The organism is Pseudoalteromonas sp. GB56 (genome assembly GCF_054923835.1).
In genome coordinates, this window is record NZ_JBPCHK010000003.1 from 288,593 (window position 1) to 302,079 (window position 13,487).

At 45.8% G+C, this 13,487-nt stretch carries 18 protein-coding genes; 11 read left to right on the top strand and 7 right to left on the bottom strand.

Going from position 1 to position 13,487, the window contains the following annotated elements; translation table 11 throughout:
- The first annotated feature begins 1 nt into the window (after position 1).
- Entirely contained in the window at positions 2-952 is a 951-nt protein-coding gene (lhpI, locus tag ACH19P_RS16625; RefSeq protein ID WP_462159719.1) for a bifunctional Delta(1)-pyrroline-2-carboxylate/Delta(1)-piperideine-2-carboxylate reductase, read from the top strand.
- Positions 942-1,235, top strand: coding sequence for a hypothetical protein (locus ACH19P_RS16630; RefSeq protein ID WP_462159720.1), 294 nt, complete (start codon positions 942-944; stop codon positions 1,233-1,235). Before lhpI ends, ACH19P_RS16630 begins: the two co-directional genes overlap by 11 nt.
- A 6-nt stretch (positions 1,236-1,241) precedes the next feature.
- On the opposite strand, the gene ACH19P_RS16635 is transcribed toward ACH19P_RS16630, so the two are convergent.
- Positions 1,242-1,937: a cation transporter gene (locus ACH19P_RS16635; RefSeq protein ID WP_462159721.1), complete on the bottom strand. Its 696-nt coding sequence runs from the start codon at positions 1,935-1,937 to the stop codon at positions 1,242-1,244.
- Positions 1,938-2,133: 196 nt separating this feature from the next.
- Between ACH19P_RS16635 and ACH19P_RS16640 the strand changes: the two genes are divergently transcribed.
- On the top strand, positions 2,134-3,012 hold the full coding sequence (locus ACH19P_RS16640) for a LysR family transcriptional regulator (RefSeq protein ID WP_462159722.1): 879 nt from the start codon (positions 2,134-2,136) through the stop codon (positions 3,010-3,012).
- Between the two features lie 27 nt (positions 3,013-3,039).
- On the opposite strand, the gene ACH19P_RS16645 is transcribed toward ACH19P_RS16640, so the two are convergent.
- Positions 3,040-4,245 carry an iron-containing alcohol dehydrogenase gene (locus ACH19P_RS16645; protein ID WP_462159723.1) on the bottom strand — a complete coding sequence of 402 codons (1,206 nt, stop codon included), beginning with the start codon at positions 4,243-4,245 and terminating at the stop codon, positions 3,040-3,042.
- Positions 4,246-4,394: 149 nt separating this feature from the next.
- Between ACH19P_RS16645 and ACH19P_RS16650 the strand changes: the two genes are divergently transcribed.
- Complete coding sequence (locus tag ACH19P_RS16650; RefSeq protein WP_462159724.1) at positions 4,395-4,781, top strand: TonB-dependent receptor; 387 nt, start codon at positions 4,395-4,397, stop codon at positions 4,779-4,781.
- A 4-nt stretch (positions 4,782-4,785) separates the two neighbouring features.
- Here the strand turns inward: ACH19P_RS16650 and ACH19P_RS16655 are convergent, their stop codons facing one another.
- The 3 genes from ACH19P_RS16655 to ACH19P_RS16665 all read right to left on the bottom strand — a co-directional run bounded on the left by ACH19P_RS16655 (position 4,786) and on the right by ACH19P_RS16665 (position 7,724).
- Positions 4,786-5,283: a nuclear transport factor 2 family protein gene (locus ACH19P_RS16655; protein ID WP_462159725.1), complete on the bottom strand. Its 498-nt coding sequence runs from the start codon at positions 5,281-5,283 to the stop codon at positions 4,786-4,788.
- 26 nt (positions 5,284-5,309) lie between these two features.
- Positions 5,310-5,810, bottom strand: coding sequence for a GNAT family N-acetyltransferase (locus tag ACH19P_RS16660; RefSeq protein ID WP_462159726.1), 501 nt, complete (start codon positions 5,808-5,810; stop codon positions 5,310-5,312).
- A 198-nt stretch (positions 5,811-6,008) separates the two neighbouring features.
- Complete coding sequence (locus tag ACH19P_RS16665; protein WP_462159727.1) at positions 6,009-7,724, bottom strand: collagenase; 1,716 nt, start codon at positions 7,722-7,724, stop codon at positions 6,009-6,011.
- Between the two features lie 142 nt (positions 7,725-7,866).
- Here ACH19P_RS16665 and ACH19P_RS16670 point away from each other — a divergent pair, with 142 nt between their 5' ends.
- Genes ACH19P_RS16670 through ACH19P_RS16680 form a run of 3 tightly spaced genes read left to right on the top strand, consistent with a single transcriptional unit; the run spans position 7,867 to position 8,793 of the window.
- Entirely contained in the window at positions 7,867-8,349 is a 483-nt protein-coding gene (locus ACH19P_RS16670) for a glutathione peroxidase (protein WP_462159728.1), read from the top strand.
- A gap of 1 nt (position 8,350) precedes the next feature.
- Positions 8,351-8,569, top strand: a complete 219-nt coding sequence (locus tag ACH19P_RS16675; RefSeq protein WP_462159729.1) for a hypothetical protein — start codon at positions 8,351-8,353, stop codon at positions 8,567-8,569.
- Positions 8,545-8,793, top strand: coding sequence for a transcriptional regulator, SarA/Rot family (locus ACH19P_RS16680; protein ID WP_462159730.1), 249 nt, complete (start codon positions 8,545-8,547; stop codon positions 8,791-8,793). Before ACH19P_RS16675 ends, ACH19P_RS16680 begins: the two co-directional genes overlap by 25 nt.
- 101 nt (positions 8,794-8,894) lie before the next feature.
- Here the strand turns inward: ACH19P_RS16680 and ACH19P_RS16685 are convergent, their stop codons facing one another.
- On the bottom strand, positions 8,895-10,394 hold the full coding sequence (locus tag ACH19P_RS16685; protein WP_462159731.1) for a M4 family metallopeptidase: 1,500 nt from the start codon (positions 10,392-10,394) through the stop codon (positions 8,895-8,897).
- 311 nt (positions 10,395-10,705) lie between these two features.
- On the opposite strand from ACH19P_RS16685, the gene ACH19P_RS16690 reads away from it, so the two are divergent.
- From ACH19P_RS16690 to ACH19P_RS16705, 4 genes are all read left to right on the top strand, one after another.
- A complete protein-coding gene (locus ACH19P_RS16690; RefSeq protein WP_462159732.1) occupies positions 10,706-11,113 on the top strand; it encodes a GFA family protein in 408 nt (135 codons plus the stop codon).
- 64 nt (positions 11,114-11,177) lie between these two features.
- Positions 11,178-11,405 carry a hypothetical protein gene (locus ACH19P_RS16695; protein WP_462159733.1) on the top strand — a complete coding sequence of 76 codons (228 nt, stop codon included), beginning with the start codon at positions 11,178-11,180 and terminating at the stop codon, positions 11,403-11,405.
- A gap of 34 nt (positions 11,406-11,439) precedes the next feature.
- Positions 11,440-11,820: a VOC family protein gene (locus ACH19P_RS16700; RefSeq protein WP_462159734.1), complete on the top strand. Its 381-nt coding sequence runs from the start codon at positions 11,440-11,442 to the stop codon at positions 11,818-11,820.
- A complete protein-coding gene (locus ACH19P_RS16705) occupies positions 11,817-12,368 on the top strand; it encodes a GNAT family N-acetyltransferase (RefSeq protein ID WP_462159735.1) in 552 nt (183 codons plus the stop codon). The genes ACH19P_RS16700 and ACH19P_RS16705 overlap by 4 nt, the downstream gene beginning before the upstream one ends.
- Before the next feature lie 148 nt (positions 12,369-12,516).
- On the opposite strand, the gene ACH19P_RS16710 is transcribed toward ACH19P_RS16705, so the two are convergent.
- Complete coding sequence (locus ACH19P_RS16710) at positions 12,517-13,389, bottom strand: EamA family transporter (protein ID WP_462159736.1); 873 nt, start codon at positions 13,387-13,389, stop codon at positions 12,517-12,519.
- Positions 13,390-13,487: the final 98 nt, after the last annotated feature.

Below are 13,487 nucleotides of genomic sequence, written 5' to 3' on the forward strand. Positions count from 1 at the left end.
TTTGAAAATTGTGAGTGCTGAACACGTACAACAGGTTATGGCGTATCCACCTTTGCTCAAAGCGTTGCAAAAAGGCTTTGCTGGCGAGGCTGGTACGCCCAGGCGTAGTGTGTATCCGCTAGATACGATGCCCAATAATCACGATGCATTTGCGGTATTACCAGCATGGAATGACGACGTTATTGGTGTAAAAGCGTTCACTTATTTTCCTGAGAATGAGCAACAAGGTCGCGCTTCTTTGTACTCCAAAATTATGCTGTTTTCTCGCCAATATGGTGAGCCACTGGCACTGGTTGATGGCACCGAGGTGACTTTGTGGCGTACATCGGCAGTCTCTGCACTCGCAGCGGATTATCTTGCAAAAAAAGATGCCCAACATCTCGTGTTATTCGGTTCGGGCAAACTTGCGCCTTTTATGGCTCGAGCTCATTTGGCTGTGCGTGATTACAAAAAAGTGAGCATTGTTGCTCGTAGTAGTGAAAAAGCGCAGTGGGTGATTGAGTCACTGCGAGAGCAGTTCCCAGCGTGTGAATTTAGTCATGAAGCAGTCAATGAAGCACTGATTGCCAGTGCAGATACCATTTGCTGCGCCACTGGCAGTCATACCCCTTTGTTTGAAGGTCACTGGCTCAGCACTGGCACGCATGTAGATTTAATTGGTAACCACCACCGTGATGCCCGAGAGTGCGATAGCCAGACGGTGACAAGGGCAAAGGTGTTTGTTGATAGCCGCGAGAACGTACTGAACGAGGCGGGCGAGTTGCTCATTCCTATGAGTGAAGGCGTGTTTAGTGAATCAGATGTATTAGGTGAACTAAAGGACTTAGCAAGAGACAACACTTTTGCGCGTGCGAATGATACGGATATTACCTTGTTTAAATCTGTGGGCACGGCTCTGAGTGACTTGATTGCGGCAAAATTGGCCTACGATGAAATTAGCCATGTGGCGTAAACCCAAAGCACGAAGCTGCAAGGTGGTTGAAATTACTGCCGTGCGAGATAACCGAGTTCTTCCCTTGGAACTGGTAGGTCAGCAGCACATGCTGTTGACCTACCGCTATGGTAATGAATTACGCTCGCAAGTCATGCTGGTTGAACCTAACGATCCCGCTCCGCGCTATGTACTTGCCGATGAACACGGTGTGATCACCACCTTGGCACAACGCCGACTGACGTATGTGTTGATTAGTTTGGCACTAATTTTCGTAGTGATCGGTGGGAGCTTATTAATCTAAGCTCAATCAGCTAGCTTTTTGTGCTGTATTACTAAAGGTTCCAGTGTTCTTAGAATAGATATCATACGCTTCACTTAGCGCCCCAAACATCATCTTCAACGGCACGACTGTAAAGTACACTGAGGCCATCACCACCATAATTGGGTCGGCGTACACTGCGTAATGCGATAAACCAGCGTAAGTTAGAATACTTGCAAGCACGAATCCAGCCATTACCGCAGCGCTTATCACTGAGTCCATTAACCATTGTTTTGATTCTGCTTCAATCAAGGCGGATTTAGATTGTTTGCCGCGTTTTGCCAGCACCCAATAGGTACCCAAACAACCCGCTAGGTTAATCACGCCAAACACCAATGCCAAACCCGTATCCACTTCACGACCACCTGCTATAATGGCAAACACGGCTGAAGTGAAAGACGCCACACACATGAGCGTAATGGCAAAGCCTTTTATCGCGATGACAAGTGGCTCAACCAAATCGATGTGCGGATTTGAGCGTTTTGCTTTAGGAGAGTTGATGTACCAAGCTGCACCCAAAGACAGCATTGTGAGCAGTAAACTGACAAACGAATACGCGCCATCAAATAGGATCACCAAAGATCCCATCCACACACCCAAGCCAATCCCCATTAGGGCAAAGAGCAGGGCTGATAGCGTAGAGAAGGTCAGTAATTTTTTCTCTAATGAATGGTTGCTTGGCATAAACACCTCGGATTAATCGAAAATTCGTCAGTCTAGGTAGGGTCGTTACCGACTGAGCGCCATTTTATGGGTTTTTTTCCTATTTCCAAAATCGCTGAGCGACGATATTATCGTCGCTGTGGGAAGTGCTGTTTCACTAAAGGTTAAATTCAGTGATTACAGTTACTTCGACATCAACACACTTTGGAGTCTGAAAATGAAAATAAGCCAATTAGAGATGTTCCTTGCCATTAGTGAGTCAGGCTCCATCGCTGAGGCGGCGCGTAGAGTCGGTAAAAGCCGCACAACCTTAAGTTCATCACTGAGCGCGTTGGAAGATGAGTTGGGTGTGGAACTGCTTGAACGCACGGGTAATCAGGTTATGCTCACCAACATCGGCCAAGTCATTAAAAATGATTGTGAGCGCATGGTGATGATCGCTAACGACATTACAGGGCGCTGCCAACAACACCTTCAAGGGGTGGAATCAGTGCTACGTATTGCCCGAGATGACGCCTTACCTGAATCCTATTGGCGTGAACTGATCCATAAAATGAGCCAGCAATTCCCCAATGTCAGCGTGTCGGTTTATATGGCGCCACCCCCAGAATTGAATGATATGGTGGAGCAAAACATGGTCGACATTGCCTATTGTTTATTGCCTTTTACCAATAAGTTGCCCAATACCCATCATGTAAAACTAGGCGAAATACGCATGATGACGGTGGCAAAAAGTGAACACCCCTTGTGTAAGTTATCGAGTGTGGTGAGTTCAGATTTGGCGCGATATACAGAAATTGCCCTAGCATCGATTGACGATGAAGGACTTCGCGCAGTGGAGCCCGCTTCAAGCAACTATATCGCGCTGCCATTTTATGAGCACTTACGCAATGCGGTGCTTGATGGCACGGGGTTTTCCAATGTGCCTTCGGTATTGATCACGCCCTATTTGCATGACGGTAGCGTCCAAGTGCTTAATTACGACCAAGCCATGAAGCGCCAAGCGTATGGCATGATACAGAACCGTTACAGCCAGTTGGGGGGCTTAACACAGTGGTTTGCTAAGGAACTTGAAGTGTACTTGGCGCAAGAATAACGAGCGCCCGCTAACATGATTAGCTATTTAGCTTGAGTTAGGGTGACAGGCAAGTAAAGAATGCAACACGGATTCCATATCTGTTTGGTTCATAAAGCATGGCACTGGGTAATCAGGGTGCGCTTCAGCTAGTGCTTGCGAAGCAATCAGTGGAATATCCTGTTCACGTAATTGCTCGATATGAGAGGGAATGTTTAAATCTTCGTGTAGCGCTTGGATACGCTGGCGTAACTGTGCGGCGGTACTGTCATTTCCAAGCACCTTCTTGGCTAATTGTGTCAGCTTAACGTCAATTCGAGAACCATAAAAATCTAACATAGCTCGCAGAACGAGCGCATTGGCAAGCCCGTGACCTATGCCGTATAGCGCCCCAAGCTGATGTGCAATGGCGTGCACATACCCCACCGACGTGCGGGTAAATGCTTGCCCCGCGTACATCGCAGCCCAGAGCATCTCGGTGCGTGCTGATAAATTATCTGGCTGATGAAATGCCGTGGGTAAGGCGGCAAAAATCATTTTTATCGCTTGCTCACTTTTTTCACGGGTGTAGCGAGTATCGTTTACCCCGATGTATGACTCGATAGCATGGGTGAGTGCGTCAATCCCCGTAGTTGCAGTGAGTGCAGGGGGGAGTCCTGTGGTCAGTTCAGGCAAAAACAACACGCCTTTGGGCACCAAGCATAAGTCGTTGATGGAGAATTTAAGGTGTTTGTCAGTATCACTCACAACAGCAGCGACTGTGACTTCCGAGCCTGTACCCGCAGTGGTAGGCACCACATAAAGCGGTGGCAACTTGCGCAGTACCCCAAACAAGCCTTGCATCTGTCGCAATGACTTTTGCGGACGAGCCACTCGTGCGCCGATTAGTTTGGCGCAATCCATGGCCGAGCCGCCACCGATGGCAAGCAAGGCATCACACTTATGTTGCACGTAGGCACCTACGCCTTGTTCAACCTGAGTAATACTTGGATTGGCACTGAGCTCACTGAATATCACCACTTCAATACCTTGCTTGTTAAGTGCATTGAGAAGGGGGGTGTGTAAATTTAGGGAAATAATGCCTGGGTCACTGACCAGTAAAACGCGTTTGCATTCTTTACAGTTAAGCTCTTGTATCCAATCCTTGATTACATTGTCACCATCGAAAACACGCGGTTCGGGAATGGGCAAAGTCAACGCCGCAAGGCGCAGCCCGAAATGGTATAGCCGATACAAAGGGTGTTTGAGTGCCACAAGTTCAACCTGTAAGTTTTTGATTATTGTTTATAAAAACAGATTTGTGATTTAAAAACCAGCTTTACTAAAAGGTTGTGATATCAAGTGAAACCATCGCGACATCAAGACTTGGACTACAATTTTGTTTAATCAAAACGGAGGTGCTTATGGACCGCAAATTTATTTTAACGGCTTTTGGCTATGCAATTTTAGGTTTATTGCTTGGGATTTACATGGCTGCATCTAAAAACCCAACACAACATGTGACCCATGCGCATTTTATGTTGATTGGCTTTTTGTTGTCGTTTATTTATGGGCTATGCCATAAGTTGTGGCTAAATAATTCAACTTCTAAACTGGCTGTTGCGCAGTTTTATGTGCATCAACTAGGCGCCGTTACAGTGCTAATTGGGCTGTTTTTGTATTATGGGCGCTTCGTAACATTAGAAGCGATTGACCCGTTGTTGGGTATTTCATCTATCGCTGTTTTCATCGCTTTGGTGTTGATGAAAATAGAGTTTATCCGCTGTACACGCACAAAAAACCAACAATAAGGTGTTATTTGCAATCTCGCTTGAGCAAGGTAGCCTCGATAGGGATGCTAGGATGCTCCACTTGGTAATACAAAGACACAATGCGCCAGCGATCATCGTCTTTGTATAATTGCACGCTATTCACTCCGGTAAAATCGGGGTGGATTTGTGCCTTGTCAGTACGGGATTCAACAACGCTGTAAACGGTTGCAAATCGGTCATACTGAGTAATTTTCCGAGCTATTTCGCACTCATAAAACCCAGTGTCGCGTACGCTAGCGAGCGAACTTAAAAACTCGTCGCGTGTCAGTACGCGCAAATTTGCAGCCTGTTGTTGGTATCGCACACCATAGATTGTCGCAGTGGAGTGAAACACGTCATCGAGCACGGCAATATTTGCGGCTTCGTTGGCCGCATGTGACAGTCCAGACCAAAGGTCGTCCATACTCGCCTCAACGGTTTTCGCATTGAGGTTAAAGCCCAGAAATAGAGATAACACAAATATCAGCTGCTTTATCGACATTGTTTACTCCTGTGTAAATGAGCCCGTTACAGTGTGACTGTGTATCTTTGTACCAGTTGATTACCTACGGCAATCTCAGAATGAAAAATGCCCCCACAGGCCTTAATTGTGCTCCCTGATGCCGTGTTGTCTTTGTAGCAGTGGATATGCACTTGGGCGATACCACGAGCTGCTAAAAACTCAATGGACTGTTGCATCAACACTTTGCCTAAGCCTTGTCCACGCGTTGAAGGGCGAATACTTAAGCCGATGTGGCCACCGCAATGTGCGATGTTGTCGTTTAAGATATGGCGCACATTGGTGATACCAACAATTTCGCCTTGGTCAACAAGCCAAAGTGTTGAGCTGGGCACATAGCCTTCAGGCAGATTCTCTCCTTGCACAAACTCTTCGATACGGGCCAACAGCGCGGTGAAGTCTGAATCTTCAAAATCCAGTGGAAACGGGTAGCGCTCTTCATCGCCTAACTCTTTTATGTAGCTTCGGTAACTTGTTTCTAACGCCAAGGTGGGTGTGATTAAATCCATGTATTACGCTCGTTAACTGCTTGTTTTGTTGAGTGTTTATCTTTTTTTATTATTTGTGGTGGCGGTCGACATTTGTCATCACAAGATATAGTCGATGTTGTCTGGTCATCCAAATGAGTCGGCCACTCTAGAGCTTATAGCAAAGTGGTGAGCGGAACTAGCAATGATGGGGCAACAATTGCCCCATCATTAACGCGACTAAAAAATATGTTGATGCCCTTGGCCGTAACTCAAGTGCTCAGGCATCAAATAATCGCGGTAAAGATAGCGATAAAGCGTGTTTACTTTGCGCTTTTCCTTCGCTGCTTGTTGTTTTATTGCTTCAGGATAGTGATTTAAAAACGCCTCAAATTGACCTTGGTGTTTTTGCGCCAACATAGCGAGTGTGTCTGAGTATCCTTGATAAAAATCACCCTTTAGATGTTGTTGTAGCAGACGCAGGCCCTGAAGATCATGTTCAGCGAGATAGCGAATCGCCAGATAAGACCATTGATATATTTGGCGGCTACTACTGTTTTCGTAGTTAGTCGCGAAAATTTCCTCTAGGGTAGGGCGCTCCTCTTTTGGCGTTTCAGTTATCGCTTCATTGGCGCGGTGATTATTATCCCCTTTGGCGATAAGCTCAGCGAGTCCTTCGCTCCACCAAACCAGCTGAGCGGGGAAGTGACCAAACCCTCCGTATTTATTGAAACGGCCATCGAGGTAATGCACGTATTCATGGTTGAGATTCCATACTTTGTTGCGGTCTTCCATCCAAAAAGCACGAAATGAATAGAAGGTTGCGTGATTATTTGGATTGCTGGGAGTGCCTTCAATGTACATGCCACCATTATTGGTGTTGATGTCAAAAAGGAGTTGCCCATAGCGATTGTAGTCACTGTAGTTGTCGAATATGACTACGCGCAATGCAGTGTTATGGTCATTAGCAACAGGCTGCTTGTGGGTCGCTAATAAGTGATGAAAGTCTTCCTCTTGAGCAGTCAGTTTCTCACAGCTATAGGCGAGTTGGCTGGAATCTAACGAGGTGGCGCGAATGAACAACGACTCTGAACAGGCATGATTAATGGGCAGCGCATCATCAATATCAATAACGCTACATTGACCTTGAAACGTTTCTTCGCAGCTGCCCATTCCTCGAAAGCTATTAACTAGGTAAATACTTGAGAACAGAGATTGTTGTTTTGCTAAGTCCGACTCATAACGCGTAATTTGTTGCCAAACTTGTTGATCTAACGCTTGCTGTGCCTGCTCATCAAGTAGTTGATGAATGTACCCAAGCGCCCATAGAGCATGCGCTTGATGCCAGTCGCCGCGGGCGATATGTGCGACTAGTACTTCTTGCAGAAGTTCGTCCGAGACGAGCGCATTGGCTAGGCGTTCTTCACTGCGGGCACTAAACGCTAAAAAGCCAATCATGCGATAGCGTTCCCACATAGCGTAATCGCTCGCCAAAGTGCTCGAAGACGTTTGTTCTGTAAGCTGTTGTTCGATGGTCGAGAGCCATTGTGAGGCGTTTTGATGCAACTTGGGTGTATCTAATAAGCGATAAACGGTGACGGCAAATTGCTCCATAAAACGCTGTTTTTGGGGCATCGAAGCAGTATCTGCTTTTCCAGCTAAGCTAACCAGCGCATCATTTAAACTTTGGAGTTGCTCGTCAGTAAGCGCTTCTAAATCTCCGTAATAGCTATATGCACGCATAAAGTACAGTGCATCATTAATGCTGTTCCAATTGGGTTGTGCATAGTTGGTTTGTGCGCTGATGTAGTCGAGTGCTGCACTGAACTGTTGTTCTGAGGGGGTGAAAGCCCAAGCATCAACATACTCGTAGGGTTGCTCGTCATTATTACTGTACTGTGAGGAGCTACACGCGCTCAGGATGAGTGCGCAAGCTAAAATAAGGAGGTATTTCATTTTTTTGTTGTCACTAACTGTTTGGTGACGGACAAATTACACTAAAAATATATTGTATACAATATTGCGATCTTTACCTCGTCTTGCAACAAAGTAAATTTTGATCAATTATATTGTGCACAATGTAATCTTAGGACCCGTTATGGCCATTTACGATTTTTCAGCGTTGAATAACCGTGGTGAGGAAGTTAGCTTGTCGCACTACCAAGGCAAGGTGATGTTAATTGCAAACACGGCGAGCAAGTGCGGTTTTACACCTCAGTATCAAGGATTAAACGACTTGTATAAAGACTTGCAAGATAAAGGTCTTGTGGTGCTTGGTTTCCCCTGTAATCAGTTTGGCGCGCAAGAGCCGGGTAGCGACAGCGAAATCAGTGAGTTTTGTGAGCTCAACTATGGTGTGTCGTTTCCTATTATGAGCAAAATTGATGTCAATGGCGTAGATGCACACCCATTGTTTAATTTCCTAAAAGAACAAGCGCCTGGCATTCTGGGCAGCAAGAAAATCAAATGGAACTTTACTAAGTTTTTAGTCGACCAAAACGGCAAAGTACGCAAGCGCTATGCCCCACTGACTAAACCAGAAGATATTCGCAAAGATATCGAGGCATTGCTGAGCGCCTAATATGAGTGATGCATTACATCTGAACAATCAGTTGTGCTTTAAGCTTTATACGGCCTCGCGTTTAGTCGTGCGTGGTTATCAACCCATGCTAAAAGAGTTGGGGATTACGTATCCCCAATACTTGGTGTTAATGGTGCTGTGGCAAGCGCGCGAAGAAGCCTTACTGCCTCTATCTCTCAAGGCCTTGGGGATAAGTTGCACCTTGATTCTGGCACGCTAACGCCTTTGCTAAAGCGCATGCAGCAGCTTGAATTGATCAGTCGTGTGCGCAGCGAAGTAGATGAACGCCAATTAAAAATTGACTTAACGACGGGCGGTTTGGAGTTGAAACCAAAAGCCCAGAGTTGGCGAGCTAAACTGCGTGAACCTCTATTGTGTCATGAACGAAAGCTAAAAGAATTGGCATCACAATTGGATGACTTTATTGCCTTAGTCAGTCATTAGCTATTGGCCGAGCTAATCTTGACTTGAAACTTATTGTACTAATAAAAAAGCCGGCTCTTAGGGCCGGCTTGATAAACATTACTTACATGTTTACTGGTTTGCTATTGGCAGCTCACGCCTACAGATGAAAACGCCGCTGTTACGTCAGAAACACTGTAACCGTAATCCGATGCAGCGCTTTCAACGCCACATGCCGCGTTGTTGTAGTTCGATGTAGGGTTCCAGTACATTTGGTTCGCTAACATGAATACGTCGAATGCTTTGTGCGTATCCCAACCTTGTTTTTTAGCAAGCAAGTAGAAGGCTTTGTTATACACACCTGACGAATAATGTACGTCCATACCAGAGGTGTAATCGCTTGCATGACCGATTGAACGACCGTCTTTGGTTGGATCATCCATGTAACGCAATGCGCCATTACCTTTGAAAATGTCGTAACCTACTAGCCAGTCGTTGCTGCCGCGCATATAGAACTCAGCTGCTTCACCTGCCATATCAGAGAAGGCTTCGTTAATGCCGCCAGACTGTGCACTGTATTCTAGCCCCGAGTTTTGCTCAGTTACACCGTGGCTCACTTCGTGTGCCGATACATCCAGGCTCACCAATGGGTAGAAGTAACTTGCACCATCGCCGAAAGACATCGCACGGCCGTCCCAGAATGCATTTTCATAGTTGCGACCGTAATGCACACGCATTTCTAGTTGGAAGCTAAGCGGGGCAGTGTTGTACCAGTCTTTGTACATGTTGAAGATCACACCGCCGAAATAATGGGCGTCGTTCAATGGCGAATAGGCTCCATTTACTGCTTTGTAGGTGTTCTCTGGGCAAGTGAATGAATACAAGCTACCACGACGAGTACTGTTGCCCATATCAACCGTGCGCACGTTTTCATTGTTCATTGAACATACGCCGCCTGACTCTTCTACATCAAGGAAGCCATAGTCTGTGCCATAGTAGTATTGGCCACTTTTCGCATTACCACCTGGACCCGTTGCTTCAAACGCTGTGCCTGAGCCTCCATTGCCGCCTGACCCGGGTTTGCCGCCGCCACCTTTGGCAGTCATTAATTCATCCCAGTGACGAATTACATCGCCAGACATGGCATCGACTAAGCCAGCAGGGCGAACAATTTCTTTATCACTTTCACTTAAGTAGGAAACGCGATACGCCAAGCGTGGGCTATCACCTTCACTTAATACAACAAGCTCTACATCTTTATGGCCGCTCGCACTCGTGCCTTTGTAGATTTTGTTCAATGCTGCGATTGCTTGACCCTTGGAAATCGCAGGATCAACTGAGAAATTGCCATTGATGTGTGCAGCCGCACCCTGAATTCCGCCATTCTGGTCAACAACAAGATGATGACCGTACACTTTCACGCCTTTAAAGACTTGTTGTTGTTTTACTTTTTTAACGCCTTTGGCCGTTGTAAATGATTTACCTGCGGCAAAGCTATGACTATCGTTAAGGCCTACAGCTTTTACTAACGCCTTATCTGCAGGTTGAGCATTGAGGGCGCTTGCCATACACATAGCTAATAAACTGGGAATAAGAATCGGTGCTTTCATTTTGTATCCTTGATGTTGTTGTTGATTGCCCATGTTTGCCTCATAGGCACATAGAAATGTTGCACACAACAAGTACCTACACAAGGTATTTATGTAAAATAAAGATTAATTAGATGTGTAATTTTATATTTACATTGTATTTTTATATAATCATATCAATGCGTTAAGGTTTTTGTTTCTGCTCGCTTGTTATTTTTTAGTTAATTTTTGTAGCTCGGTGATTTTTATCTCAGCGCGAGTATTCCTTTCGTCGCGTCGAGAGCAATGATGTCTTTTTCAACTAGACACAAGCAGGTGAATGATAGAGAGTGAGTCTCATCGTCTATTTTGATTAAGGGACAATAATGTACAAAGGAAGTTGTTTATGTGGTTCTATTACTTATACGTTTGTAGGTGATGTTAGTGACATTATTCATTGCCACTGCTCGTTGTGTCGTAAAGCAACTGGCAGCGCGTATGCCACTAATGGCTTTATTGATGCCAGTGCGTTAACGATTAACGATAAAGACAATACCCTCACGTTTTATGAGAGTAGCCAAGGCAAGAAGAAGTACTTCTGTCGTTGTTGCGGTGCGCCGATTTACAGTGCCAATGACAACGCACCTAGCCGTTATCGGTTGCGTCTTGGGTCATTAGATTCTGATATCGAACAGCGTCCTATCTCACATAACTTTGTGACCTCCAAAGCGAATTGGGAAGACTTAGATGCGAAATTGCCGCGGTATGAGGGCCATGAGCCTGGTAGAAAATGATATTTTCAACAGGCTTTTAACTCGTTTATTTGGGGTATGAAAATACCATGCGGAGGGAGCAAGTGTGCCAATTAGAAAATGGACAATACAATACCTTATCGCCTTTCCTTTAGTGTTGATGCTTTTGGCGGGGGTGCAGTATTTTAAGGGGCGTGATTTAGATTATGCCATCGAATTTGGGTTAATCTGGGCAGCGATTTCAATCACTGTATTTGCACTTAGGCGCGCTTATAATTTCAAGAAAAATATAGCCTGCTCACTGTGTAACGATGTACCCGAAAATAAACGTTAGAAAACGCGCAGATAACTTACTTGACGAGCACCATATGAATTTAAATCAAGTCACTTTGCCAGTTAAAAATATGGAACTGGCGGTTAACTTCTACCTTACTTTAGGGTTTACGCAGATAGTGGATACGCCCCATTATGCGCGTTTTTCCTGTCCTGATGGCGAGGCCACATTTTCTTTGTCACTTGATAGTGACGCGAACTCAGGTGGGGCCGTGATTTACTTCGAGCATGAGCATCTTGATGAGCTGGTACAAACGCTTATGGAGCGTGGAATCGAGTTTGAGCAAATGCCGACAGATCAGCGGTATTTGTGGACAGAAGCAATTGTGAGAGACCCTTCGGGCAACAAAGTTAAGCTTTACTGGGCAGGTGAAAATCGCTTGAATCCACCTTGGAAAGTGCATAAAACCTTATGATGCTTGCCTATTCAACTCAGCGAATTGATGTTATTGAACTGGCCTCTGCTGAGCAAATAGATGCCTTCGCTCAGGAGTTAAGCGACATCCTGACTCCAGCCGTAGTCAGTTACTTACCGCCATTCTTTGCTAGGGTGAGGGATAGGGAGTCTGCACGAGACCTGTTGGAAAATATGCTTAAGCAGAGTCGAGTTTATTGCCTATGTTCACGTGCAAACCGTGAGCTCATGGGACTCGTGTTTGCTTCAATAGATATTCAACACAGCACTAACATAGGTTATTTACTGGCAGAGCAATTTTGGGGGCAAGGTGTTGCTACTGAGTTGATGACAGCATTTGTTGAGCAATATGCGCCACAGCAACAATGGCAAACGCTGATCGCTGGGGTTGATAGAGGTAATGAAGCGTCAATTAAATTACTGAATAAGCTTGGATTTACTTTGCAAGAGGTTCCTCAAGAGGTTCCTCAAGAGGTTTCCCAAGAGGTTGCGCAACAGGGCGCTCACCTCACTGAGCATTTTTATATTTATAACGTGGTGCACAAATAAAAAAGCCAGCGCTTAGCTGGCTTTTTACGCCCATAAAGTACTCACAACTTGTTTAGTTAATTCAAATCATGTCTATTAACTACAAGTAACCACTAATACGTGCATTGATTATTAAACGATCAGTTCACTATCTGATTTAGTGGGAACTCTATTTGTTCGAGTTGCTCGCTGGTGGCTGCATTGAACTGCCTACCGATGCGATGATAACTAAAGCGATGGCCACCCATTGCAGTGGTGAAAGCAACTCATGAAGAATTAGGAAGCCGGCCAATGCTGCGAAAGCGGGCTCTAAACTCATCATCACGCTAAACCCCTGTGCTGGCATGTTGCGCAGAGCCACCATCTCAAGTGTGTAAGGCAAGGCGCTGGACATGATTGCGACTAAGAAGCCAAGCGGGATCACTTCCCAGCTCAGTAGTGCCGTACCTTGTTGCACTGCGCCAAATGGCACTAATACACAGGCCGCAACCGTCATACCTAAGGCAACTGTACGCCCACCAGAGCTTTGCGTGCCGGTCTTCTTGCCGAACAGGATATACCCAGCCCAACATGCCCCTGCCACTAATGCTAAAGCGACACCGACAGGATCTAAACCCTTTTCGGCATCGATTTCTGGCAACAATAGCACAATACCAGCGATAGCAAACGCCACCCACAACAGGTCGCGCTTACGTTTGGAGCTCAGTAACGCCACCGCCAGAGGCCCCGTAAACTCAAGCGCTACACCAATACCCAAAGGAATACGCTCAATCGCGTAGTAGAAGGTGATATTCATGCCCCCTAAGCACAGGCCATAGACGATAATGCTACGCCATTGCTGACCTTGGGGTAGCGCTTTCCAAGGACGGAATACTAAGCACAACACTAAAGCCGAAAAACCAAGACGCAGGGCTGTCGTACCCTCAGGGCCGACTAAAGGAAACAGTTGCTTGGCAATAGATGCACCTGATTGGATAGTCACCATGGCCAACAACACACACGCAATGGCGGTAAATAAGATACGGTGATGCGGAGAAAGCATTAACTGAGCTCGAGGAAAAAATAGGGCGCTAGTGTAACTAAGCCTAGCCTATGGGTAAATAAATGAAGCTTGCTCGGGTTTAGTTTTTTTCTCCTTTG

Bases quoted from the DNA above. Each gene is read 5' to 3' on its own strand.
- ACH19P_RS16630 (WP_462159720.1), top strand. From the start codon at position 942: ATGTGGCGTAAACCCAAAGCACGAAGCTGCAAGGTGGTTGAAATTACT.
- ACH19P_RS16635 (WP_462159721.1), bottom strand. From the start codon at position 1,937: ATGCCAAGCAACCATTCATTAGAGAAAAAATTACTGACCTTCTCTACG.
- ACH19P_RS16640 (WP_462159722.1), top strand. From the start codon at position 2,134: ATGAAAATAAGCCAATTAGAGATGTTCCTTGCCATTAGTGAGTCAGGC.
- ACH19P_RS16650 (WP_462159724.1), top strand. From the start codon at position 4,395: ATGGACCGCAAATTTATTTTAACGGCTTTTGGCTATGCAATTTTAGGT.
- ACH19P_RS16655 (WP_462159725.1), bottom strand. From the start codon at position 5,283: ATGTCGATAAAGCAGCTGATATTTGTGTTATCTCTATTTCTGGGCTTT.
- ACH19P_RS16660 (WP_462159726.1), bottom strand. From the start codon at position 5,810: ATGGATTTAATCACACCCACCTTGGCGTTAGAAACAAGTTACCGAAGC.
- ACH19P_RS16665 (WP_462159727.1), bottom strand. From the start codon at position 7,724: ATGAAATACCTCCTTATTTTAGCTTGCGCACTCATCCTGAGCGCGTGT.
- ACH19P_RS16670 (WP_462159728.1), top strand. From the start codon at position 7,867: ATGGCCATTTACGATTTTTCAGCGTTGAATAACCGTGGTGAGGAAGTT.
- ACH19P_RS16675 (WP_462159729.1), top strand. From the start codon at position 8,351: ATGAGTGATGCATTACATCTGAACAATCAGTTGTGCTTTAAGCTTTAT.
- ACH19P_RS16685 (WP_462159731.1), bottom strand. From the start codon at position 10,394: ATGGGCAATCAACAACAACATCAAGGATACAAAATGAAAGCACCGATT.
- ACH19P_RS16690 (WP_462159732.1), top strand. From the start codon at position 10,706: ATGTACAAAGGAAGTTGTTTATGTGGTTCTATTACTTATACGTTTGTA.
- ACH19P_RS16700 (WP_462159734.1), top strand. From the start codon at position 11,440: ATGAATTTAAATCAAGTCACTTTGCCAGTTAAAAATATGGAACTGGCG.
- ACH19P_RS16705 (WP_462159735.1), top strand. From the start codon at position 11,817: ATGATGCTTGCCTATTCAACTCAGCGAATTGATGTTATTGAACTGGCC.
- ACH19P_RS16710 (WP_462159736.1), bottom strand. From the start codon at position 13,389: ATGCTTTCTCCGCATCACCGTATCTTATTTACCGCCATTGCGTGTGTG.